This is a genomic window from Streptomyces sp. NPDC008092 (genome assembly GCF_042957285.1).
Lineage (GTDB): Bacteria > Actinomycetota > Actinomycetes > Streptomycetales > Streptomycetaceae > Streptomyces.
Map to the genome: position 1 here is coordinate 1 of NZ_JBIBHY010000028.1, position 20,678 is coordinate 20,678.

Annotated in this window: 26 protein-coding genes and 1 pseudogene; 5 read left to right on the plus strand and 22 right to left on the minus strand. The window is 70.4% G+C overall.

Annotation, left to right across the window (positions count from 1 at the left end; all coding sequences use genetic code 11):
* The first annotated feature begins 43 nt into the window (after window positions 1-43).
* The gene (locus ACFZB3_RS48240; RefSeq protein WP_391390037.1) at window positions 44-763 is read left to right on the plus strand and encodes a DUF5655 domain-containing protein; all 720 of its coding nucleotides are present in this window, start codon (window positions 44-46) and stop codon (window positions 761-763) included.
* A 179-nt stretch (window positions 764-942) separates the two neighbouring features.
* Here ACFZB3_RS48240 and ACFZB3_RS48245 read toward each other — a convergent pair whose 3' ends face one another.
* Window positions 943-2,019 carry a DUF317 domain-containing protein gene (locus ACFZB3_RS48245; RefSeq protein WP_391389911.1) on the minus strand — a complete coding sequence of 359 codons (1,077 nt, stop codon included), beginning with the start codon at window positions 2,017-2,019 and terminating at the stop codon, window positions 943-945.
* A gap of 406 nt (window positions 2,020-2,425) precedes the next feature.
* Between ACFZB3_RS48245 and ACFZB3_RS48250 the strand changes: the two genes are divergently transcribed.
* Window positions 2,426-3,628, plus strand: a complete 1,203-nt coding sequence (locus ACFZB3_RS48250) for an IS110 family transposase (protein WP_391389913.1) — start codon at window positions 2,426-2,428, stop codon at window positions 3,626-3,628.
* Window positions 3,629-3,763: 135 nt separating this feature from the next.
* Here the strand turns inward: ACFZB3_RS48250 and phoU are convergent, their stop codons facing one another.
* The 5 genes and pseudogenes from phoU to ACFZB3_RS48275 all read right to left on the minus strand — a co-directional run bounded on the left by phoU (window position 3,764) and on the right by ACFZB3_RS48275 (window position 7,906).
* Window positions 3,764-4,429: a phosphate signaling complex protein PhoU gene (gene phoU, locus ACFZB3_RS48255; protein ID WP_391389915.1), complete on the minus strand. Its 666-nt coding sequence runs from the start codon at window positions 4,427-4,429 to the stop codon at window positions 3,764-3,766.
* 291 nt (window positions 4,430-4,720) lie between these two features.
* Window positions 4,721-4,822: pseudogene (locus tag ACFZB3_RS48260) on the minus strand (IS5/IS1182 family transposase); the annotation flags it as partial.
* Window positions 4,823-5,094: 272 nt separating this feature from the next.
* Complete coding sequence (locus tag ACFZB3_RS48265) at window positions 5,095-6,213, minus strand: DnaB-like helicase N-terminal domain-containing protein (protein ID WP_391389917.1); 1,119 nt, start codon at window positions 6,211-6,213, stop codon at window positions 5,095-5,097.
* Window positions 6,213-7,472 (minus strand): DNA cytosine methyltransferase, encoded by a 1,260-nt coding sequence (locus ACFZB3_RS48270; protein WP_391389919.1) that lies wholly within the window; start codon window positions 7,470-7,472, stop codon window positions 6,213-6,215. Before ACFZB3_RS48270 ends, ACFZB3_RS48265 begins: the two co-directional genes overlap by 1 nt.
* Complete coding sequence (locus ACFZB3_RS48275; RefSeq protein WP_391389921.1) at window positions 7,469-7,906, minus strand: hypothetical protein; 438 nt, start codon at window positions 7,904-7,906, stop codon at window positions 7,469-7,471. Before ACFZB3_RS48275 ends, ACFZB3_RS48270 begins: the two co-directional genes overlap by 4 nt.
* 5 nt (window positions 7,907-7,911) lie before the next feature.
* Here ACFZB3_RS48275 and ACFZB3_RS48280 point away from each other — a divergent pair, with 5 nt between their 5' ends.
* Entirely contained in the window at window positions 7,912-8,286 is a 375-nt protein-coding gene (locus ACFZB3_RS48280) for a hypothetical protein (RefSeq protein ID WP_391389923.1), read from the plus strand.
* A gap of 49 nt (window positions 8,287-8,335) precedes the next feature.
* Here ACFZB3_RS48280 and ACFZB3_RS48285 read toward each other — a convergent pair whose 3' ends face one another.
* The 6 genes from ACFZB3_RS48285 to ACFZB3_RS48310 all read right to left on the minus strand — a co-directional run bounded on the left by ACFZB3_RS48285 (window position 8,336) and on the right by ACFZB3_RS48310 (window position 13,229).
* Window positions 8,336-8,536: a hypothetical protein gene (locus ACFZB3_RS48285; protein WP_391389925.1), complete on the minus strand. Its 201-nt coding sequence runs from the start codon at window positions 8,534-8,536 to the stop codon at window positions 8,336-8,338.
* A gap of 165 nt (window positions 8,537-8,701) precedes the next feature.
* Complete coding sequence (locus ACFZB3_RS48290) at window positions 8,702-9,547, minus strand: hypothetical protein (protein ID WP_391389927.1); 846 nt, start codon at window positions 9,545-9,547, stop codon at window positions 8,702-8,704.
* Between the two features lie 26 nt (window positions 9,548-9,573).
* On the minus strand, window positions 9,574-10,335 hold the full coding sequence (locus ACFZB3_RS48295; protein ID WP_391389929.1) for a hypothetical protein: 762 nt from the start codon (window positions 10,333-10,335) through the stop codon (window positions 9,574-9,576).
* Between the two features lie 117 nt (window positions 10,336-10,452).
* A complete protein-coding gene (locus ACFZB3_RS48300; protein WP_391389931.1) occupies window positions 10,453-10,911 on the minus strand; it encodes an XF1762 family protein in 459 nt (152 codons plus the stop codon).
* Window positions 10,908-12,698, minus strand: coding sequence for a TraM recognition domain-containing protein (locus ACFZB3_RS48305; RefSeq protein ID WP_391389933.1), 1,791 nt, complete (start codon window positions 12,696-12,698; stop codon window positions 10,908-10,910). Before ACFZB3_RS48305 ends, ACFZB3_RS48300 begins: the two co-directional genes overlap by 4 nt.
* Window positions 12,699-12,728: 30 nt before the next feature.
* On the minus strand, window positions 12,729-13,229 hold the full coding sequence (locus tag ACFZB3_RS48310) for a DUF317 domain-containing protein (RefSeq protein WP_391389935.1): 501 nt from the start codon (window positions 13,227-13,229) through the stop codon (window positions 12,729-12,731).
* A gap of 51 nt (window positions 13,230-13,280) precedes the next feature.
* Between ACFZB3_RS48310 and ACFZB3_RS48315 the strand changes: the two genes are divergently transcribed.
* Complete coding sequence (locus ACFZB3_RS48315; protein WP_391389936.1) at window positions 13,281-13,703, plus strand: BrxA/BrxB family bacilliredoxin; 423 nt, start codon at window positions 13,281-13,283, stop codon at window positions 13,701-13,703.
* A 392-nt stretch (window positions 13,704-14,095) separates the two neighbouring features.
* On the opposite strand, the gene ACFZB3_RS48320 is transcribed toward ACFZB3_RS48315, so the two are convergent.
* The 8 genes from ACFZB3_RS48320 to ACFZB3_RS48355 all read right to left on the minus strand — a co-directional run bounded on the left by ACFZB3_RS48320 (window position 14,096) and on the right by ACFZB3_RS48355 (window position 18,846).
* Window positions 14,096-14,608 (minus strand): hypothetical protein, encoded by a 513-nt coding sequence (locus ACFZB3_RS48320; RefSeq protein ID WP_391389939.1) that lies wholly within the window; start codon window positions 14,606-14,608, stop codon window positions 14,096-14,098.
* A 73-nt stretch (window positions 14,609-14,681) separates the two neighbouring features.
* Window positions 14,682-15,500, minus strand: coding sequence for a DUF317 domain-containing protein (locus ACFZB3_RS48325; protein ID WP_391389941.1), 819 nt, complete (start codon window positions 15,498-15,500; stop codon window positions 14,682-14,684).
* Complete coding sequence (locus tag ACFZB3_RS48330) at window positions 15,491-15,847, minus strand: hypothetical protein (RefSeq protein ID WP_391389943.1); 357 nt, start codon at window positions 15,845-15,847, stop codon at window positions 15,491-15,493. The genes ACFZB3_RS48325 and ACFZB3_RS48330 overlap by 10 nt, the downstream gene beginning before the upstream one ends.
* Window positions 15,848-15,875: 28 nt before the next feature.
* Window positions 15,876-16,679, minus strand: a complete 804-nt coding sequence (locus tag ACFZB3_RS48335) for a DUF317 domain-containing protein (RefSeq protein ID WP_391389945.1) — start codon at window positions 16,677-16,679, stop codon at window positions 15,876-15,878.
* On the minus strand, window positions 16,676-17,050 hold the full coding sequence (locus ACFZB3_RS48340; RefSeq protein WP_391389947.1) for a hypothetical protein: 375 nt from the start codon (window positions 17,048-17,050) through the stop codon (window positions 16,676-16,678). Before ACFZB3_RS48340 ends, ACFZB3_RS48335 begins: the two co-directional genes overlap by 4 nt.
* Window positions 17,051-17,315: 265 nt before the next feature.
* A complete protein-coding gene (locus ACFZB3_RS48345; RefSeq protein ID WP_391389949.1) occupies window positions 17,316-17,441 on the minus strand; it encodes a hypothetical protein in 126 nt (41 codons plus the stop codon).
* Window positions 17,438-17,905, minus strand: a complete 468-nt coding sequence (locus ACFZB3_RS48350; RefSeq protein ID WP_391389951.1) for a hypothetical protein — start codon at window positions 17,903-17,905, stop codon at window positions 17,438-17,440. Before ACFZB3_RS48350 ends, ACFZB3_RS48345 begins: the two co-directional genes overlap by 4 nt.
* 182 nt (window positions 17,906-18,087) lie before the next feature.
* Window positions 18,088-18,846 carry a hypothetical protein gene (locus ACFZB3_RS48355; protein WP_391389953.1) on the minus strand — a complete coding sequence of 253 codons (759 nt, stop codon included), beginning with the start codon at window positions 18,844-18,846 and terminating at the stop codon, window positions 18,088-18,090.
* Between the two features lie 124 nt (window positions 18,847-18,970).
* On the opposite strand from ACFZB3_RS48355, the gene ACFZB3_RS48360 reads away from it, so the two are divergent.
* Window positions 18,971-19,621: a hypothetical protein gene (locus ACFZB3_RS48360; protein WP_391389955.1), complete on the plus strand. Its 651-nt coding sequence runs from the start codon at window positions 18,971-18,973 to the stop codon at window positions 19,619-19,621.
* On the opposite strand, the gene ACFZB3_RS48365 is transcribed toward ACFZB3_RS48360, so the two are convergent.
* Complete coding sequence (locus tag ACFZB3_RS48365) at window positions 19,622-20,047, minus strand: hypothetical protein (RefSeq protein WP_391389957.1); 426 nt, start codon at window positions 20,045-20,047, stop codon at window positions 19,622-19,624. It lies immediately after the preceding gene.
* 99 nt (window positions 20,048-20,146) lie between these two features.
* The gene (locus ACFZB3_RS48370) at window positions 20,147-20,644 is read right to left on the minus strand and encodes a hypothetical protein (protein ID WP_391389959.1); all 498 of its coding nucleotides are present in this window, start codon (window positions 20,642-20,644) and stop codon (window positions 20,147-20,149) included.
* Between the last annotated feature and the right edge of the window lie 34 nt (window positions 20,645-20,678).

The following is a 20,678-nucleotide window of genomic DNA, read 5'->3' on the forward strand; positions in this document are numbered from 1 at the left end:
CGCAACGGCCCCAACTCGCCGTCACGGACATGTAGTCTATGAGTTGTCGCAGTTCAGAGCCGGTTCACGAGCTCCTGTGGTCGGTAAAGTGGAGTACAAGCGCGACACGGATGCCGGCGTCATCAACCAGGGCCTGTTCTACCTGGCCTGGTTGATGGACCACCGGGCCGAGTTCGAGCACCTGGTCCGCGACCGGCTCGGGGTGACGGCCGCGTCCCAGGTCCTGTGGAGCGGGCCGCGCCTGATCTGTATCGCCGGCGACTTCACCCGCTACGACGTGCACGCCGTGCGTGAGCACCGGCGCTCGATCGACCTGGTCCGCTACCGATTCTTCGGCAGCGACCTGCTCGGGCTTGAGACCGTGGCCGTCGTGAGCGGAGGCATGCAGGTGGCCCATCGTACGCGGCGCCGGGCGGTGGCCGGGGCGGCGTCCGATGTCCAGGGCGCGGCGATGACGGAGTTGGCTGGAACGGTCGACGAGGTCCTGCTCGGGCTCGGGGACGGCGTGAACAGGGTGGAGCGCAAGACCTACCGGGCCTATCAGCGGCTGCGGAACTTCGCCTGCCTGTGCCCGCCGCAGCGCAGCAAGCTGTTGGTTTACCTGAAGGTTGACCCGAAGGACGTCGACCTCGTTCCGGGCTTCACCCGGGACGTGTCGAGTCTCGGCCATCACGGGACGGGCGACTTGGAGGTCCAGCTCCGCACGCCGAGGGACGTGGAGCGGGCGCAGGATCTGTTCCGGGCGAGCTACGCGGCGGCATGATCCGGCGCCGCCGTACGTCTTGCGGCGGGCTGAGCTTCGGGTGGTGTCCGCAGTCGTGGGCGGGGGCCTTTCGACGTTCGGGCATGGCAGTGGCGGTGGTCTGTCCATGGTTCGCGGGATCGCCGGTTTGGCCAACCGGCGATCCCGCGCTATGTTGCCCCGCTCCTGCGGGCCGGTGATCAGCGCGAGCGGCTGGTGGGTCGGCCGGCCGTGGCCGCCGGAGCTGCCGGTGCACTGGCAGCGAGGCGGGTCTTGTGCTCGCGGCCCGGGTGGGTTTGGCGCGTGCCGGTCTCGTGGGCGAGGGTCTCGGAGAGATCGGCCAGCAGCGAACTGGGGGTGTGCAGGGACGCGGTGATGGTCCAGGTGGGCCGGTCGGGACCGGGACCGGCCCAGATGCTCCAGGTGGCCAGGTTCTGATTCGGGTCTTGTGCGGTGAAGGCGTCGAACTGGACGCCCGTGGCCCCGTTATGGGACTTCCAGCGGATCCATCGTCCGTCCACGGTGTGCTTCCACCCGGCCTCGGAGAGCGGCTGCGTGGCTGCGGTGACCATCTTCTCGTCCACGGGGGTGCCGATGCGGGTGTCCCAGCCGTCGCCGTCGGCGAGGTGGTTGAGCAGATCCTGCAGCACTGGGGCGGGGGTGGCGCCGGTCGCGGTGAGGACCCACATGCGGTCGGAGACCGGTGTCTCGTATGCGGCGACGGTCCATGCGGTCTCGTGGGCGGGGGTTTCGTGGACGCGTTCGATGCGCAGGGTCTGTGATTCGTGGATGGCGTGGGTCGTGTCATCCGACCAGGTCCGCCACTTCTCGAACTCGCCGTGCGCGTCGAGGAACGCGTCCAGGAGCGCGTCGTGGTCGCCGGCATCGGCCAGGTAGACGGGGACGGTCTCCGGGTTTGGGCGGGAACGTTGGGACTTGGCCGTGGTGACGTCGAAGACGGAGCGCGCTTCGATGGCGGCGCGTTCGGTGTCGGTCAGAGGCGCCGGGCCGGGGTGCATCTCGGCTGCGTGGACCCTTTCGAAGGCCGTAAGCGCCTCCGCGGGCGAGTCGAAGGTGTCGGCGATCTGGCGCAGGTGGTTCTCGCCGTAGAGGTAGACGGACTTGCCGCCCCGGTGGAGGTAGGTGCCGACCGCGACGGTGGTGTGGCCGTCGTGGGCGTGGGCGTGGATAAGGAGGTGGCCGTGGCGGATATCGTCGTGGATCTTCTGCGCCTGGTTGGAGACCTCGCGGATTTCGCTGCGGGTGCACCAGGGCATCGGGTAGTTCGCCCAGGTCCACTCCTCGTTGATGGCTTCCTGCAGCCGAGGGGTGATCTCGACGGTGATGCCTTTGGCGATCAGGTGCTTGGCTGCGTCGTCGGCCCAGTAGGGCTCCGTAAGTTGTTAGGTGGCCCGGGAGGGCCGGATGTGGCTGAGTAGGGCTTGCCGACTGTGGCTATCGAAGAGTGGCCATCCGGCTCTGTACGTTGGTCAGTGGCCCGGGAGGGCCGGATGTGGCTGAGTACGACTTGCCATCAGTGGCTGCCGAGGAGTGGCCGTCCGGCTCTCTGGGGCGCCCTGGCTGCTGATTGAGATGTGCGCGTCTGGTGCGGTCGCAATTTACGGAGATGACGGCGGGGTGTTCCTGGGCTGACAACACGCGGAGCGATGCGAGGAGGGGCAAGTGAGCAAGCGTGATGCCCATGCCTGGGCCGGCGTCGATGCAGGCAAGGGCCACCACTGGGCCGCCGTCGTCGACGGGAGCGGCGTGACCTTGTGGTCCAAGAAGATCGACAACGATGAAACCGCGATCCTGACCGCGCTCGCCGAGATCCTGGAACTGGCCGACACGGTCCACTGGGCGGTGGACATCTCCGGCACGTCTTCGGCGCTGCTGCTCGCCCTTTTGGCCGCGCATGGCCAGCAGGCCGTTTACGTGCCTGGCCGTACGGTCAACCGTATGGCGGGTGCCTACCGGGGCGAAGCCAAAACCGATGCCCGCGACTCCTACGTTATCGCCGAGACCGCCCGCCACCGGCGCGATTTCGCCACCATCGACGTGCCCGCTCAGCTGGCCGCGGACCTTGCATTGCTGACCGCCCATCGCTCGGATTTGGTGGCTGATCGAGTACGGATGGTCAACCGGCTCCGCGATGTACTCACCGGTGTCTTCCCGGCTCTGGAACGTGCCTTCGACTACTCGGCCCACAAGGGTGCCCTGGTCCTGCTGACCAGGCATCAGACCGCCTCCGCGATCAGGCGCCGTGGTCGGGCACGGCTTACGGCATGGCTTACCAACCGGGCTGTGCGTGGCGCCGACGCGGTCGCAGCTGCGGCACTGGAGGCAGCTCAGTCGCAGCAGACCGTACTACCCGGCGAGGATGTTGCCGCTCAGCTCGTCGCCGACCTGGCCGTCCAGATTCTGGCGTTGGATGATCGGCTCAAGCGGGTCGAGAAGCAGATCCGCGACACTTTCCGTGACCATCCTCAGGCGGCGGTCATCGAGTCCCTGCCCGGTATGGGCCCCATACTCGGAGCTGAGTTCGTCGTGGCGGCCGGCGACCTCACGGCCTACGCCGACGCTGGCCACCTCGCCTCCGCGGCCGGGCTCGTCCCCGTCCCGCGTGACTCCGGCCGACGGACGGGCAATCTGCACCGGCCCAAGCGGTACAACCGCCGCTTACGCCGTGTGTTCTACATGTCTGCCCAGACCAGCATGATCCGCGAAGGACCCAGCAGAGACTTCTACCTCAAGAAGCGCTCCGAGGGGTGCAGGCACGTCCAAGCGGTGATTGCCCTGGCTCGCCGGCGAGCCAGTGTGCTTTGGGCGCTTCTGCGCGATGACCGCCTGTTCACCCCTGCTCCGCCGAGTGCGCATGCGGTCTGAGCCCGGACAGAATGCGGGCTTGTCGCTCAACCGTCCCGCACTAGGGGTGTCTCCCTGATGGGAGCTCCTGTCGTTTGGCGCTCGACGGTCTGCGCTCGGTAGCCGTACGGCATCAGGAAGTAGTCGCGCGGGTGGTCATGGATGTGTCGCTGCCAGTTCGTTGGCGTGTTCACCGGTGACCAGGAAGACCACGCGGCGGGCGACGGAGACGGCGTGGTCGGCGAACCGTTCGTAGTAGCGGCCGAGCAAGGTGACGTCGACCGCGGTCTCCACCCCGTGGTGCCAGCGGTCGTCCAGCAGGTGCTGGAATATCGAGCGGTGCAGTTCGTCGATCCGGTCGTCGTCCTGCTCCATCTGGAGCGCGGCCTCCAGATCGCGGGTGACGAGGACGTCGGCAGCCTGCGCCATCAGACGCTGAGCGAGCTGGCTCATCTCCAGGATGGTGCGGCGCAGGTCCTGCGGCACGGCCTGCCCGGGATAGCGCAGCCGTGCCAGCTTGGCGACATGCTGGGACAGGACCGAGCAGCGTTCCAGGTCGGCGCTCATGCGCAGGGAGGTGACCACCACCCGCAGGTCGGTGGCGACCGGCTGCTGGCGTGCCAGGACCGCGATCGCCCGATCATCGAGGTCGCGTTGCAGGTCCTCGACCTTGCTGTGGGCGGATATCACGCTTTCCGCGAGCTGGAGATCGGCATCCAGCAGTGCGCTGGTGGCACGGCCCAGGGCCGAACCGACCCGGTTCGCCATTTCCACCAGAGCCTCGCCGAGCGAGGCCAGTTCCTCGTGGTACACCTCGCGCATACGAGCCCCACTCCCCGTTGTCAGTCCCCCGTCCGCGTCTCTGCCAGAATCCCACACCCCGCGCTAGCAGGGACATCAGTGTTCCGCCACGCAAGGGGGTCTTGCGGCCATAGGGCGGCGCGCCGGTGGGCGGGGCTGGTCGTGGCCGGCCGGGGTGAGCGTAGGCTCAAAGCGCGGAGGTCGCAGCTAGTGATGTGGCCCTGACCTTCGCCGATGAGCCCGGTCGGCTACGTGCGGGCCGGGCTCACCTGGGTGCGCGCGGATGCGTCATGCGGCCGGGCCCAGGAGGGCGGGGCTTCGCCGGCGGCCGGTGGGACGGCGGGGCATCAAGGTGATCGCGGCCCAGGTGAGCAAAGTCTCGGAATGCTGGACGAGCTGTTCGTAATCCCGTGCACACAAGTCTTGACTTCACCCATTGAGACTCTTCGTGATCGATGCGGGCCAGGACCAGGACGTTGGTGGCGGCGACGCCCCACTCGGCAGCCTCCAGGGCTACGTGGGCGACGTGGGCCTGGCTGCCGGTCAGGACGGCCTGCACGGCGCTCGGGTGAGTGGGGTGGGTGTCGAGGCGGACGTGGGCGTCGATGGCGGGAGTCACGTTGGGGGTCTCGTCTGTTCTGCCGGTGGCCGGGCCTTCGGGTCCGGCCACCGGTGTGCGCGGGGTGCTATCGGGTTGCTCGTGTGGAGCGGGTGGCGTGCGCGGCTGTGGTGGTCGGCGGGCCGGCGCGGGTGGTGGGCGCCGGTCGCGGTCGCGGCGGCGGGACCGTTGTGGTGGCGTGCTGCCAGCGGGTGCGGACGGCGGCGATGTCGGCGAGGGCGCGGCGGGCGCCGACGACGAGCTGGAACGGGGTGTTCGCCGGGTCGTCGGCGTACGCCTCGATGTGTCGGCCGGTGTGCTCGGCCGTTGCCAGGAGGGAGCGCTGCAGGGCCCGCTCGCCCCAGTGCTCGACGGAACCGGCGGGTTCGGCGAGCATGCGCAGGACCTCGCCCGGTTCGCTTCCGTCGTCCAGCACGCCGCGCTGCTGGGCTTCCCACAGGACCGTGACGGGGTCGACGGGTTCGTGGCGGCGGGCCAGGGCGGTCAGGCACTGCCACAGGCCGGAGTGCAGCGGCAGGGTGAGGTCGTCGGGGAGCAGCCACCGGACGGCTTCGATGTCTGAGGGGTAGGCGGTGGCGGTGGCGAGGAGGATCTGCTCCTCCTCGACGGCTTCTGCGGGGTCGGGCACGGCGGGCGGCGAGGGTGGCGTGGTGCGAGGCAGCACGCCTGCGCGGGGCGGGAAGCGGTGGGCGATGTCGTCCACGACCGCGGCGAGCGCGTCGGCCTCGGCGAGCACCGTCTGGACGGGGTGCGGGAGGGAGACGTCGTGGACGGTGTGGACGAGGCGTTCGGCCGCCGTCTGCAGGCGGCGGCGGGCGTGCTCGGCCTCGACCATCCGGGCGTAGGCGGGTGCGTGGCTGGGCCAGGGGCAGACCTGGATAAGGGCGTGCAGGTCGGAGGCGCTCAGCCCGCGCGCTTGCTCCCGGCTCGTGGCGAGCACGTGGTCGAGCCACTCGGTGTTCTTCGCGTGCTCGGCGGGGTCGGGCCGCGGCAGGGTGCTGATCGCGGCGTACACGGCGGCGTGGGCGGCGGTGGAGAACGACTCGGCGGCGATGCCGCTCACGTCGTCCAGACGGTGAGGGGCGCGGAGGAGGGCGCCGAGGAGGGCCTGCTCGACGTGGAACACGGGCTGGGGCGCAGCGGTGGTGTCGAGGTCGCCTTCGTCGGGTTTAGGGGAGTGGGGCATCAGGCAGCGAGGGTGAAGTCGTCGGGGTCGAGGGTGACGCCGAGGTGCGGGGAGAGGAGGTGGCCAGCGAGCAGCGGGGGAACGGCGTTGCCGATCTGGGAAAACTGCCGCCCCTTGTTGCCGGCCCAGGGGTAGTCGGCGGGGAAGGTCTGCAGGAGGCCGGCCTCGCGGGCGGTGATCCGGATCGGCTCGGGAACGGCCGGCACATCGGCTTTCACGGCCGGCGGCGAGGCGGGCTCGGCGACCCAGGTGCACTCGTTCGCGCGATGACCGAAGAACAGCGTGCCCGCAGGCTCGAAAAGCGGACGGACCGTGGCGTTGGCCTGGTTGTTGCTGCGCAGGGACCAGGACCAGGAATGCGCCTCGGCAGTGAACGTCGGGGCCGGAGCGTCGGCGACCCGGTTCTCACGTGTGCCGCGCCGGTCTGCCCATGCCGCGCCTTCACGAGGGGGCTGCAGAACGCTGCCGTCCGGGCGGGGCATCCAGGTGCCGCGTTCCCGGGCGTCGGACAGTGTTTTGCGGGAGCCCGAAGGGAACGGTTCGGGCCCGCCGCCGGCGCAGACGGTGGGGACGGGCCGGTCGGTCGCGCCCCATCCCAGGGCCTGGGCCATGCTGACCCAGCGGGCGCGGCCGGGACCGAACAGCGACTCCGGCTCGGCGACTTGGGCGTGCGTGGGCGTGGGCGGCTGCGCCGTACGGACGCGTGAGGCGAGCAGGATCGCCCGCCTTCGGGTCTGCGGAACACCGAAGTCGGCCGCGTTGAGGACCCCGCACCAGACGGAGAACCCCCATCCGCGCAGGACGGCCGCGTACTGCTTCCACAAGGGCAGGACGTCCGGCACCTCTTCCATGGCGACCCAGTCGGGCTCGCCCACCGCGTTCAGGGCGTACAAGTAGCGCATCGGCTCGGCCGCGAGCAGGGAACGCTCGTCGCGGCACGCGGCGAGGAGACGCTCACGGGTGTCACGCCCGGCGGCCAGGTCCTCGACCGCCGCGTGCACCAACGGCTGGTCGAGTAGGCCGAGGCGCTTGCCGGCCATGCTCCACGCCTGGCACGGCGGGGAGGCGATCAGCCCGCGCGTGCGGCCGAGGAAGGGCCACGTCGGATACCGCGCCACATCAGTCCGGATCGTCAACTGCCCAGCAGCAGCGCGGGTTCTGCACGCCCACTCGTCCCACTCCAGACCGACGTCGCGGACGCCGAGAACGCCCAGCGCTCGGCTCCAGCCGCCCGGCCCCGCGAAGAGGTCGAGTATCACGTGGCCAGCCCGAAGTCGTCCTGCGTCAGCGCATCAGCCTCCCCACGGCACGCCCAGGGCGAGCAGCCGTCCTCGACGCCGTTCTCCAGCACGTTGGCCTCGTCCACCCCGATGGGCGGAGCGGCCAGTTCCGCAGCGGTGACGTGGTCGATCGGTGCCTGGCTCAGGGGGACGCGGGAGCGGTGCAGAAAAGCCTCGCCGAGCAGTCGGCTGCCCGCCGCGTTGGCGCGGGCGTTGCCCTGCCGGATGGCCGCGTCGAATTCGACGACGTCCGCCCACTCGGATGGGGATGTGTCCCGAATATGCCTCCATTTGGCATTTCCATGGAACGGGCAAGTTATTGAGAATCGAGACAGGCTCGTAGCCTTTCGTCTGGAGTAGGAGGTACCAGCCCGAGGCGGCTGGTGGGATGTCGAGATGGGCGTGGTAGACACACGGCATGGCTGCGTTCATGGCGTTCTTCGATGGCTCGACCACCACTTGGAGGGTCAGCTCAGCCGCCGTCACTTCCGCGATCACGGATCTTTGGGCGGAGGCCGAATCCGACCCGACATGGCGAAGTGAGGTATGTGCCTTCAGCTGGAGCTTCTGCACGGATGAAGGTCCCGGCGAGGTGTTCCTACCGGAGGATGAAACGGGCGTGTACTTGGATGCGGCACTGGCGGACTCTGCGCAGGTCGCCTGCTTGCTCCGCCGGTTGATGCCCGATGTGGTCGACCTGGTGTTCTGTGATCAGGGCTACAACTTCGATGTCCGAGTAAGACCGGGTGTCACTGTGGCGGAGCTCATCGCAGAGGTGGACGCCCAGCCCTGAGACGAACGACGCGGACGCGATCGTGAGCTGCTGGAAGGGCCAGCCGCACTCAGCTGGCATCCGTCTTTCGGGAGACGGTGTCCGTGAGCTGGGTGAGGGGTATGAAGGCGGACTCAGTCCCCAGTTCCTTGGGTGTGGGCCCTGCGGGTGTCGGGATGTCGGCGAGCTTCTTGGCCAGAGCGGTGACAGCGGCGCGGTCACCTTCGAGTGCTTCGCGCTCGTCGTCGGTGAGGTCGACCTGGTCGAGCATTGTTGTCGGGACTGTTGACGGTGATGCGCCCGGCCGCACGGTCGTGTTCGCTCGGCCAGCCGAACAGGTGGATCAGCGGGCCGACCGCGTCGGCGAGCCGGTCGATCCCGGCGCCTGCCAGATGGCGCATTGAGACCAGGACGCGGTCCTGGGGCGCGAAGTGCGTCACCGACGTGCACCGCGCACGGCAGAAGGCGTGGCGGAGGCCCGAGCGGGGCCGGCCGCGGCTGTGGGGCGCGGACTGGCCAGAGCCAGGTGTCCCTGCTTGGTGACGGTGATCTTCTGCCCGCGCGACAGCCGGGTGCTGAAGTCCCGGCCGACGAGCCCGCGCTTGTTCAGGGCCCGGAAGGTGGCGATCGAGATACGCGTGCCGTCCGCGGTCGCCACACGGATCACGCCCAGCCCTCGCCGCGCACCCTCGTACAGCATCCCGTTGCCGCGGGCGAGGGACTTGAGGGCGTCGTACTGGGTGCCGGTCAGAGCAGGGACGGCAGCCTCTTGGGCCGAGCCGGCTGTGTCGAGAGTGTCGCGGAGGGCGTGGGTGATGCCGGTGGCGACGTAGTGGCATCCGGTCGCGCTCAGGTCGAGCTGGTGGCAGGCGTCGGCGAGGTGCCTGGTCATCTTCGGGAGGGCCTCGGCGTGGCGGGCAGTGCGCGTAGGGGCGTCGTCGGCGGGATAGCCGTCGAACGGTGCCCCTTCGTAGGGGTTGGCGAACAGCGCGCTGGCGAGGTCGTTGCCGGCCACGGTGGAGGCGACCGCGACCGAGGCCAGGCGCTCCAGGCTGGAGCGGCTCCCGGCGACGTCGATGTAGATGCTGGAGTCGAGCGTGCTCAGACGGACGAGGACAGCGGCTGTCAGCTCCTGGGCCTTGAGCAGGAGAGGGCTGATCTGTCGTAGCGCGTCGGTGCCGGGGGTGTAGGAGACGTCCCGGACGCGGGTGTGCAGGGCATCGAAGGCATCGGCCAGGGAGTGGAGTTGTCGTCCTTGTTCTGCCAGGTCGAGCGGAGGCATGGGGTGGTGTGGCTCCGGAGGGTCGGTCAGCGGGTTCGGGTGGCCTGCTGCGCGGCGGCGGGGACGGTCGCAGGAGTTGTGCCGGGCGCGCTGGTGGTGGGCGGGCGGCTGATCGCGGCGGCCAGAGCGGTGGTGCCGGCGGCGGTGAGGCGGACGCGGTCCTGCAGTGGTCCGTCGATGTAGGCGGAGGGCGCGGACTTCGGGATGCGTTCGGCCAGACCGTCCGCTTCCAGTGCCCGCAGCGTGCCGATCAGCACGCGCTCGTCCCGGAAGTGGACGTACTGCCGGCCCAGGGAGTTGGTGGCCACGACGTTCCCGCAGCCGATCTCCCACAAGGCGGTGCGCTGCGTGCGGGGCAGCGGCTGCTCCGGGGCTTCAGGGGTGCTTCCGCGGCGGTGTCGGATCTCGAAGGCGAGGGTGTCCGCGCAGCTCATCGCCGCTTCGGGTGCCAAGGCGGTCAGTGTGCGTGCCGTGGGGAGCTGTTGGTCTGCGGAGGCGCTGCTCAGGAAGGCGAGCTGCTGGAGGCGGAGCACCGAGTCCGACAGGTCGTGGCTGCGGAAGAGGCGTTCGTCGGTGACTGCCTTGATTGCGGTGCGGGTCTCGGCGGCTAGGCGCTGGGCCGAGGCGCCGTGGGCATGGGGCTCGGACCGCGGCGGCGCGGCCCGCATGAGCCGGTCGAGCATGTCGTTGTGCTGCACGTACTGGTCGGCGAGCAGCAGCAGCCGTTCGACCGGAGTCGGCGGGGCGGCGACGTCGAACAGGAGGCCCTCATCGGGCGGTGTCGTCATGCTCGCCGCCGGACCGGTGGGGCCGGACGGGTGGCTGGCGGGGCTTGTTCGGTCCAGTCGAAGGTGGGCAGGGCTGCTCCGGTCGGGTCGGTGCTCACGTTCTTTTGCGGGGGGTGCTCAAGGGGCTTGCCACAGGAAGTGGGCGACGTGGTCGTTGCCGTGGCCGGTCCGGGGCCGGGAGGGGGTGTGCCATCCGGCCCTCGGCGGGCGGCTGGCGATCAGGCGCCAGCCCGCGCCGCGCAGGGAGGCGCCGCTCTCGCCTTCCTGGGTGAACGTGATCAGGCGCCGGTATCCGCGGGCTTTCGCCGGGCGCCACGATGCCCCGTAGAGCAGGGAGTTGGTGTTGCGGGTGCCGTCGCTGCCGGTCCGGGTGACTTCGAGGGTGGTGCCGTCGTCGAGGTGGCGGGCCACGGGCCGGCCGACGATCGCGACGGCGCGCAGGATGCCGTTCTCGTCGGCGGCGCCGACGGCGAAGATCTGCCCTGCGGGCGGCGGGTGGTGGCGGTGCCAGGTCCGCACGAACTCCTTCGCCTGCCGTGAGCGGACCGGCACCAGGTGCAGCAGGGTGCTGCTCACACGGCCTTCCCGAAGTCGGACTGCGTCGGCGTGTGCTTCGCGACGGCGCGGGCGGTGATCGCCTGTGACGCGCGGGCGGACGCCGCGGACAGCTCCTCCGCCCCGGGCTCGCGGTACCACGGCCGAAGATCGAGCATGGCGGCGCGCATGCCGGTGGCGAAGCAGAGCGCGGTGCCCTTGGGCAGGGCGCGGATCGCGTCGGCGGGCAGGATCCGCTCCTGCCTCATCGACACCGACGTGCTTTTGCCGGACTCCGAGTGCGAGGTGGACGTGGTCTCCACATCGTGGTCGCCGATCAGGCGGGACAGCTTGTCGGCGAAGTCCGGGTCGTCGATCCCGGACCCGATCACCTTGACGGTCGAGGCGGACCACATGGCGTCCATGCCCGCGTCCCCCCAGACCTTCTGGCCCTGGCGGTAGGACTGCAGGATGGTGATCGGGATGATCCCGCGGCTGCCGAGGTGGGAGTACAGGTCCGGCAAGTCGCTGATCTTGCACACGTTGGCGGCCTCGTCCAGGATCGCCAGCATCGGCGGGTCCAGGCGTCCGCCGGCGCGTTCGGCCTGGGCGGTCGCGGCCCGCATCACCGAGTCCGCGCACGCGGCGATCAGCGCTGAGGCACCGCCGCCGCCGTCCTTGCTGAGTAGGAACAGCGTGTCGGTGGATGTGACGAACTGCCCGGGCCTGAATTCCGGGACGTCCTTCTGCGGGGTCACCCACGCGGCGATCTCCGCGTTCAGGAGCGCGGAGGCGTACTGCCGGGCGGTCTCGTAGATGCCGTCCCTCGTCTCTGGGGGGCCTTCGACGGTGCCCTTGAGCTGAGCGGCGACGGCGGTGAACTTGTGGTCGCGCAGGATGTCCAGTGGCGTGCGGTCGGCGGGGAAGGCGAGCCACTGCATGATGTCGGTGATCGGGCGCTCGTCGAGCGCTGCGGCCAGCAGCAGTTGGGACAGGATGTTGCTGCCGGCCTTCGACCAGAAGTCGCTCTGCTGGGACGCATCGACGCTGGCGGCGAGGAAGTGTCCGGCAAGCCGGTTCGCCCCGTCGAGGGTGGTTGCGCTGGCGAGGGGGTTCCACCACATCGAGCGTTCGGCGTGCGCGATCTGCTGCGGGTCCATGGTCCACACCGTCCCCGCCCGGGCCCTTGCCTCGTAGGCGGTGGTGAAGGCGTCGCCGGCGGCCTTGTTCGAGGTCAGCAGGACCGGGCCGGGTGCGCCGAGCATGGACGGGATGGCGAGCGAGGTGGTCTTGCCGGAACGCGGGGCCATGATCGCGACGGCGACGTCCTCGAACCCCATCCGCACCTCGTGGCGGCTGCCCTGCAGGTTGCCGAGAAGGATGCCGGTGTCCTTCGCCTCGATGTGCTTGGCGTCCTTCAGACTGGGGCGCAGGGAGCGGGCCTTGTCGGTGATCGCCTTGGCCATCAGCGGCTCGATGTCCCGGGCCTTGGCCATGGCGGTGATCTTCTTCCGGCCGCCGCTTCGGTTCTTGTGCCGGGCCCACAGGACGCCCGCCCCTGCCCCGAGGGCGAGGAACAGGAGAACGGGGACGATGCGGGCGCCGATCAGCAGGGACGTTTCTCCTGCGTCGGGCCAGACCTGCTCGGGGTTGAGTAGGGCCTTGGTCGGCTGGTAGGGGGCCCAGCTGGTGCCGGTGAGGTAGGCGGTGACGTTGCCGGACAGCCAGGCCAGGTGGGCGAGGGGGACGACGACGGTGAGGACGCCGAGCATGAGGCGCAGGACGAGGTCGTATCCGTCGGTGTTGCTCCTGGAGGAGGAAGGGGGCAAGGGCTACGTGCTTCCGGGGGGAGGTGAGGGTCAGCGGCTGAGGCCGTGCCTGGGCGGCGCCTGCCGCGCGGAGTTCGGGACCGTCGGCGAGGTGGTGTGCCGGGCGGCGAGGGAGTGGACGCGTTCTTCCAGCGAGTCGGCGACGTACGCGGCGAGCACGTCGGTCGTCCGGCGGGCGGCGACGTCCGGGTCGAGCGTCGCCAGGCTGCGCCCGCTGTCCATGCGGTGCACAGGCTTCGGGTCGGCGAGCGCGGCGGTGAACGCGGCGACGAGGCGTGGCGGGGTGTGAGCGCCGAAGCCGGCTTGCCCGACCCTCTGATGCATGGCGAGGGTGACGGTGACGAACCAGGCTCCTGGATCAGATGTTGTTCCCAGCCGCTCGGCGTACGCCGTCTTGTCGGGGGGAGGCGAGGCCGTTGTCGCCGTACCGTGACTGCCTGTTCCTAATCCCTCGGGCCACGGAGCGGATGAACGATGCCGAGCCGTGCGACAGCCTCCGATCTGGGCTGATGTGCGGATGCCGCACTTCACCGCACCGGCTACTTTAAGTGGTGGATCAATCGCGCTACGTAAGGATCTGGGATGCCGTACTCACCGATGCTGGTCAAGCCGATGAAGGAAGAGCTGACCGAGATCGGATTCAAGGAGTTGCTCAGTGCCAAGGACGTGGACGCCGCGATGGCGGACCAGGCGGGCGTGACCCTGGTGGCCATCAACGCGGTGTACGGTAGCGCGGCCGGCATGGCTCGCCCCGGGGTCCGCCTCGCCCTGGAGGACGGTTCCAAGCGCCCCGACAAGCTGGTGACCGTCTTCGCCGAGCAGGACCTGGAAGCCACCGAGCGGATGCGCTCCTACTTCCCGGACATCCCGCCGTCCGAACCGTCGTTCGCCCTGTTCAAAGACGGCGAACTCGTCTACTTCATCCCGCGCTACCGCATCGAGGGACGCGACGCCCGGAGCGTGGCCGCCGACCTGTGCAACGCATTCGACGAGCACTGCGAGTAACCACGCCCGACTGCACCGCATCTGGAATCCGAGGCAGCGGAGTCCCCACACCCGACTCCTCAGGGAGTCCGTTCGGGGAACGGACACGGTGACCGTTCCCCGAACGCTTGGACAAGACCCCATTTCTGGCGCACGTCCCTTGACCTGCTGGTACAGGTTTGGAACAGGCACTGACCAGCCGGTCCGGCTCGGCGACGTGGTGCAGGGTCCACACTGGTCGTCGGGGTCGGGCTCCAGGCGCAGGAGGGCCTTCTGGTTGGGGCTGGAGAGCAGTACGGGCATCAGGGGGTCGTCGCCTTGGAGGGCGACGGTGATCCAGGCGGGGTCGTCGCCGGCGAGGTGGCGCGTGGTGATGAAGTCGACCTCGACGGTCTCGGGAGTCGGCGGCATGGTCACTTCCGGGCCAGGGTCCGCCGGACGGGTGCGAGGGCCGATGCGGGGGCCAGGAGTGAAGGGGCCTTGGGGGCTGAGGTGTTGATCTCCCGGAGCGCTGTGCCGTGGGTGGCCCAGTCGTCGAGGTAGCTCCACGATTCGGCGTGATGCTCGGCGAAGGCGTTGTCGAATTCGGTGGTGCCGGGCTTGGCGGCGGTGGGCAGGGCGTCGCGGGTGGTCAGCCATCGCTCGTGCAGCTCGTCGAGCCGGTCCAGGGCGTCGCCCAGGACGCCCAGCTGGTAGACCCAGCGGCTCTGGACCGTGTTCTTCGGTAGTTGGGTCAGCTGGGTCTCGGCGGTGGCCAGCAGGCGCCGGGCGCCGTAGCGGAGCGTCTCGAACGCTTCGGCGGTGTCGGCGTCGCGCTGGCTCTTGCGGAGGCCGTAGGCGTGGTCGTCGTAGGGCCGGCCGTCGAGGTCGGTGTGCTCGTCGGAGTAGGCGTCCCAGGCGTCGAGGACCTTGTGGCTGTCCCTCACGTAGCGGTCGAGGTGGCGCAGCGAGTCGCGGTGTGCGTGGTGGTCTCGGGAGATGGGGAGGGATCCTCTCGGTTCAGCGGCGTGCGGCCGGCTGCGCGGTGCTGGTGTGCGCCGGGGCCGTCGCGGGTTTCGTCTGCTGGCGGCGGGCGGCGCGTGCCCGGGCACGGAGCGATTCGATACGCGCGGTGTGCGCGTCGACCACCTGCTGCGGGCGCAGCGGGCTGGGTTCCTGTACGGCGTTGAAGTGGCCGGTGCGGTCGTACATGCCTCGCTGGAGCGGCCTGCGGTCGGCAAGCGCGGAGAGGAACGATCCGACGAGGTGTGCGGGGACGCGCTCGTCGAGGTAGGCGTGCCAGATGCTCGGGCCGGGGTACTCACCGCGGGCGGGCTCTCGGGTCTCGACATGCCAGGACGGCCGGGCGCTGAATTCACTCAACGGGCGCAGTTCGATGTGGCACATGGAGTCCGGCGAGTACGCCGTGCCGTCTGCGTCGCGGGTCCAGCCCGCCGAAGCCACCGGCTGCCACGGGTCCTGCCGGGGTGTCGGGGTGATGAGGGCGTCGGTGAAACCGGCGAGGACCTCGGCGGGCACGAGTTCACCGAACTCGGCGTACCAGCCCGGCTCGGTGTCGGTGGGCTCGGCCCGTACCCGCCACCACGCGGAGGTGGTGGACTGCGGGTCGAACTGGAGGCGGTGGCGAAGGTCGGGGCTGCGCAGGACGATCTCGGCGCTCAACGGGTCGGAGACCGTGCTCCATCCGGCGGCGGCCAGGCCGTGGGTGACGTGGCGGGCGTCTCCGGGACCGGCGAGATGCCGGGGGCTGGTGTCGAACGGGATCTGCCAGGCGTGCTTGTCGGCGAACGCGGCGAGCTGCCGTTCGCTCAGTGCCACCGGCAGCACCCCGGCTCACTCCCGTGGGGACTGCCGTACAGGTCGCGGAGATCGTCCAGGACGTAGTGGAGGTTGTGCTGGTCGGTCTGTTCCCACGCCGCCGTGCGCAACTTGATGATCAGGAGAGCGACCTGTGTGGTGCGCGGCGTGTCCAGGTGTTCCTGTACGGCGCGGGCGAGGGCACGCAGTGTGTCGGCGAACTGCACGGGCAGGCCGGTGTATTCGTAGAGGAGGGGCTCGATGAGGGCGAGGGCTTTTGCGGGGTCGGGGTTCTCGCGCAGGTATTCGGTGAGGTCCGCGAGCGTTTCGGTCAGGGTGTGGACGGTGTCCGGGGTGAGTGCGGGCATCGGGCTCCTCGGGGCGGGACGGTCGCGGTCAGCGGCGGGTGCGTGCGCCACCGGCCGGGGTGTAGGGGCGGGCGGCGGTGCGTGGCCTGGTGCTATGGGCGCTGATGCGGGCCCAGGTGGCTGCGCGGGCCGCCGTGATGCGGGGCTGCTGCCACGCACTGAGCTGGGAGGGCTTCACGGAGACTGACCAGGTACGGATCTGCGTGCTCATCGGCACGCGTCCGCGCGGGCGCATCACGGGGTCCGGGCTGGCGAGTTCGGCAGAGAAGGCTTGCACCAGGTGCATCGGGGTGTTCGGCGTGAAGTTGGCCGTCCAGCCGTTGCCCTGCTGGTCCTTCGCTCCGGTCCACCACATCGCCGCCCCGTCGGGGCTCTGCCGGTACTGCATCCACGCGGTGCCGTCGGGGCTCGTCGCCGTGTAGTCCTGGCCCTCGAACCGCGTGTGCCAGTCCTGCTCCTGCAGCGGGGCCCAGATGTTGGGGGCGTGGGCGGAGCGGGGGCGGGTGAGGGCGTCGGTGAGACCGGCGAGGATCTCTACCGGGGTCTGCTGGCCCAGGTGGGCGGACCACTCGCCGTTCGCCCCCTCTGCCCGGCCGTGGATGGTCCATCCGCCGGGAAGGCTGTACGGGTCGTAGGCGACACGGACGGTGCGGTCCCGGCTCTCCATGTACAGGGGGACGCCCGTCTGGGACTTGTCGCGCCAGCCGGAGGCGCGCAGGAACTCCGAGACGTGCCGGACATCGCCGCCGCCCGCGAGTGCACGGGGCTGGACGAGGTAGTGCTGCTCGGCCTGCTCGCCGGGTCCCCAGCCGTGCCACTGCTTCTTCTTCACCGGTGGCGCCGGACGACGAGCGGTGCGGGTGCCGGAGGCTTCGCCGCCGTAGCGGCGGGCTGGGCGCCGACGCGCTGCAGGGTGTTTGTGTGTTCGTCCAGATCGAGGGCGATGTCGCCGAGTTCGTTCGAGGCACGGCCCAGGGCGAGCCACACCTCCGCGGGGAGCGCGCCGCGCTCTGCCTGGTCCTTGGCGAACACGCTGCCGGTGGCGACGAGGTGGGTGACGCCGCCGAGGACTCCGTTGTCCGGGTCGAGTACGCGGGCGATGACCTGCGCGGCCTGGGGCGGGGGAAGCTGCGAGAGGTGGCTGGCGAGCTGGCGGGTGATCGTGTCGGCCAGTCTCACCGCGTCGGGGGTGGGGTGGGTCATGCTCCTCCGGGTCGGTGGACGGTCAGTGGCGGCGGCGCTGTCCGGCGCGCTGTGTCTCGGCGAGGATGGCCTCCGGGCGGGCGCCGGCCAGCGGGGAGGCGGGGTCGGGGCCGGTCGGAATGCAGGCGCGCAGATAGCGGCGGAAGAGGGCCGTGGCGAGTCGGGGCTTGAGCCGGTTGCTGATCGGTGGGGGTGTGCGGGTTGCTACGGGTTTCTCCGGGGCGGGGGCGGTGAGGAGGGCGGTGCCGGGACCGCGCCGGGCGCCTTACGAGGTACGGCGGCCGACGTCGCAGGCAAGGGGGAACCGATTGGTCGTCAGGGCCTTGATGCAGATCTCGACGTCCGCGCCGCATCCGTCGGCCAGGTTGGCCATGAGGTTCTTCGCGGTCATCGGCGGCGCGATTCCGCAGGCAGGGCACGGCCCGCCGGCGGTGGTGAGGCAGTGGCCGGCCGCTGCGCAGGGCGTGCGGCGTGGTTGCGGGCGTGGAGGATGGCGAGAGCGGCCTCTCTCATGGAGGCGGCGGTTCTTCCGAGCAGTGCGAGGGGATCGGGCTCCCCGGCGGGCGCGGCCTCCTGGAGGTCGCCGGCGGCGATCCAGGCGCTGACGACGACTTCTCTGACGAGGGGCAGCAGCCCGTGGACGGGGGCAGCGACCTCGGTCAGGACCTCGGCCACCTCGCTGCTGGTGGCGGCGGCTGAGGCCCGCTCGGCGAGCCCCGCCAGGTAGCGCAGGGCGGCCTCACGTTCACCGTCCGGTGCGACCAGCATGTTCAGCGTGGGGTCGAGGTGGACACTGTGCCCGGCGGCGAGCAGAGCGTGCGAGGCAGCGGTCGCCTTCAGGCGTTGCTGCTCCACGAGCAGGCCGTGCGGAAGCCGGTGATAGTCCCCGCGCGGTCCGGGGGCGGAGACGAAGCCGCCGGTTCGCTGAAGGATGTCCGCGGGCTACTCGGTACCGCCAATGGCCACGACCAGGCCGGTGCGGGGATCCTTAGTGATCGTGACGTACTCCAGCACCCAGAAGTCGGGCTCCGCCTGCGTCACCGAGACCGAACGGTCGGCGTGCGGAGACCACCCGGGACGGGCGGCGCGGAAGCGGGCGCGGCGGTGGGCGCGGTCCGGCCCGAGGGATGCTGGAGAGCGGTGCTGATGCCGAGCGCGTCCAGGCGCGGGCCGATCTCGCGCAGGATCTGGGCCTGGGCCTGGGTGTCGTCACCGCTCAGGCGGTAGATGCCGCTCTGCGGGTCCTGGACGAAGCCGTGGGCAGTGAGGACAGCGCCGGCGCGGTTGTCGGCGGGGGCGGTGGCGATGCTGCCGTCCGGCTGCCAGGTCAGGACGACCCGGTCGGACTGGGAGGACTGGATGCCGCCCAGGGCGTTGTAGCGGGCCTGGGCGAGGGCGCGGTCGTAGCGGGCGAGCAGGTCGCCGGCGACCTGCTCAGCGCTCAGGAACGGGTCGTCGGTCAGGGCGATGCCGTTGGGCTCGGCGACGGCGCGGTACGCCTCGTCGGGCAGGGTGTGCGGGGCGACGGCGGCGATGAGGAATCCGCCGCGCTCGTCGTGCCGGTCCAGGAGGACGAGTTGCGCGCCGTCGGGTCGGCTCAAGAGGGCGGCCTCCTGCAGGGGGTGCTCGGCGAGACAGGCGGCGACCAGGTCAAGGTCCCAGATGCGGTCGGAGAGTTCGGCGAGGTCGTCCTTGGCGTCCGGCTCCAGGTAGGAGCTGGTCCAGGTATCGGGGAGTTCTCCGGCGAGGACGTCGGCGTACGAGGCGAGGCGCTCGGAGGTGTCGTGGTCGTGCATGGTGTCCTTGGGCAGTTGCAGGGGATCAGCGGCGCAGGCGGGTGGCACTGACGGGCGGTGGCGCCGGGGCCGGCAGCGCACGCGGCGGCGGTGGGCAGGCGCACACCGCGGAGCGTTCGGTCTCGTGGTCGGGAACCTGTTCGGCGCAGGCCCGGCGGCCGGGGTGAGGGGCGTACCGGTCGGCCAGCCGCTCGCGGGTGTGTGCGAGGTCGGAGCGGATGACGCGTACGTATTCGTCGGCGAGGTAGCGCAGGCGCCGGGTGGTGTAGGGATCGGACGGGTTGCCGAGGCCGTCGAAGAACTCCGCCAGGGCGCCGAGGGTGTCATCCAGCCCGGCGAGGACGCCGTCGTGAGGCGCCGTGAGTTCGGTGAGGATGGCGGCTGCTTCGTCGGTGTCGGTGGCTTCACGGAGACGCTTGGCGAGGCGGGAGACCGAGGCACCGAGGGCGGGATAGCGGACGGGCCGGGCATCGGAGTCGAAGAGCGGGTCGCAGTCGACGTGATATCCGGCCGCCCGCAGGCGTGCGACGGCGTTGGTGGCGAGGCGGGACTCGTCGTCCTTGGCGAGTGCGGCGGGGGCCCGGTGGTAGCACTCGTGGAGGCGGACGACGGCGACGAAGCCCGCGCGCTGGAGGATGCTGTGTGCCTCGGAGTCGCCGCCGCGGGCGAGGAGTTCGTCGGAGTGCGGGTCGCGGCGGATGTCCAGGAAGCGGTCGGTGCGGGGCAGGGAGACGTTTCTCCTAAGGAGATCGGAAGGCGTTGTGCCCGACGCTGATCACCGGCCGCTGCGGATGTCGGTGATGTGCACGAGCTGGCCCAGGGCGGTGGTGGTGTACCAGCCGCAGTCGATCAGCTCGTCGCGGCCGGCGAACCGTGGCAGGAGCGTTCCCTCCATGGCCCGCAGGTGGATCAGGCAGTCCGGGCAGCGGCGCGCGAGGTGCACGAGGTAGCGGGGGTGGGCGGTGACGTAGGACTGGGCGCCGCCGGTCGCATCCCGCAGCCGCCACCCGTCCTCGTCGGTCGGGGTGTGCCAGGACGGGGCGACGACGCGCATCGCGTCGCCCCACAGTTCGCCGCCGGCCACCCCCTTCAGGACGACGACGGTGTCACCGGCCTGGAAGTGGGCGTGGGTGATGTCCCGGTCGGGCGTGAGCGGGTCGGGCGTCGGCGCGAACGCCGAGGTGGGAGGGGGCTGGGACATGAGTTCCTTCCACGCGATTGCTGGCGGGGTGGGAACATCAATAGTCCGCAGGAACGCCGGTTTGGCTAACCGGCGTTGGTCGGCTATGTTGCCCCGCCGTCAGCGGAAAGGATTCTCCGTCACACGGTCCGCCTCACCGGCAGCTTCCAGGAGTTCGAACAGGTCAGTGCCCTCGGCATCGCGCTGGTCGATCCACCATCCGGCCCGGGTGACAGCGCGGGCCTTCTCCTCCAGCTCCGCCCAGTCCGCCTCGTCCCACGTGCCCTCGACGACGAGCGCGGTGTACGCGGCCGTCATCAGCTGGTGGCGGGACCGCTCGCCCCACTCCAGGGCCTTCTCCGAGCCCTCCAGCTGCGGCATACCGAACTGCTGCGCCCACGCGACGGCCGCCTCCTGCTCCTCGGCCCGCTTGGCCGCGAGCCACTCCTCCTTGGACTCGGAGTCGGCGTCGCGCGCAGCCTTCCAGCAGTCGGTGCAGTCCTTCGACGCGAGCCAGCGGGCAAAGCCCGCCCGCTGGTCGGCAGGACGATGGGACAGATCGTGATCCACGCTGTGGGAGCAGGCGTGCTCCACGGTCCAGGTCGTACGGATTGTCAAGTGTTTGTTCCTGCTTTCTGTCTTCTGTGTCGTC

Bases quoted from the DNA above. Each gene is read 5' to 3' on its own strand.
- ACFZB3_RS48265 (WP_391389917.1), bottom strand. From the start codon at position 6,213: ATGCCCCACTCCCCTAAACCCGACGAAGGCGACCTCGACACCACCGCT.
- ACFZB3_RS48245 (WP_391389911.1), bottom strand. From the start codon at position 2,019: ATGCCCTGGTGCACCCGCAGCGAAATCCGCGAGGTCTCCAACCAGGCG.
- ACFZB3_RS48340 (WP_391389947.1), bottom strand. From the start codon at position 17,050: ATGACCCACCCCACCCCCGACGCGGTGAGACTGGCCGACACGATCACC.
- ACFZB3_RS48315 (WP_391389936.1), top strand. From the start codon at position 13,281: ATGCCGTACTCACCGATGCTGGTCAAGCCGATGAAGGAAGAGCTGACC.
- ACFZB3_RS48285 (WP_391389925.1), bottom strand. From the start codon at position 8,536: ATGCTCGACCAGGTCGACCTCACCGACGACGAGCGCGAAGCACTCGAA.
- ACFZB3_RS48280 (WP_391389923.1), top strand. From the start codon at position 7,912: ATGGCTGCGTTCATGGCGTTCTTCGATGGCTCGACCACCACTTGGAGG.
- ACFZB3_RS48345 (WP_391389949.1), bottom strand. From the start codon at position 17,441: ATGACCGCGAAGAACCTCATGGCCAACCTGGCCGACGGATGCGGCGCG.
- ACFZB3_RS48355 (WP_391389953.1), bottom strand. From the start codon at position 18,846: ATGCACGACCACGACACCTCCGAGCGCCTCGCCTCGTACGCCGACGTC.
- ACFZB3_RS48365 (WP_391389957.1), bottom strand. From the start codon at position 20,047: ATGTCCCAGCCCCCTCCCACCTCGGCGTTCGCGCCGACGCCCGACCCG.
- phoU (WP_391389915.1), bottom strand. From the start codon at position 4,429: ATGCGCGAGGTGTACCACGAGGAACTGGCCTCGCTCGGCGAGGCTCTG.
- ACFZB3_RS48330 (WP_391389943.1), bottom strand. From the start codon at position 15,847: ATGCCCGCACTCACCCCGGACACCGTCCACACCCTGACCGAAACGCTC.
- ACFZB3_RS48290 (WP_391389927.1), bottom strand. From the start codon at position 9,547: ATGCCTCCGCTCGACCTGGCAGAACAAGGACGACAACTCCACTCCCTG.
- ACFZB3_RS48295 (WP_391389929.1), bottom strand. From the start codon at position 10,335: ATGACGACACCGCCCGATGAGGGCCTCCTGTTCGACGTCGCCGCCCCG.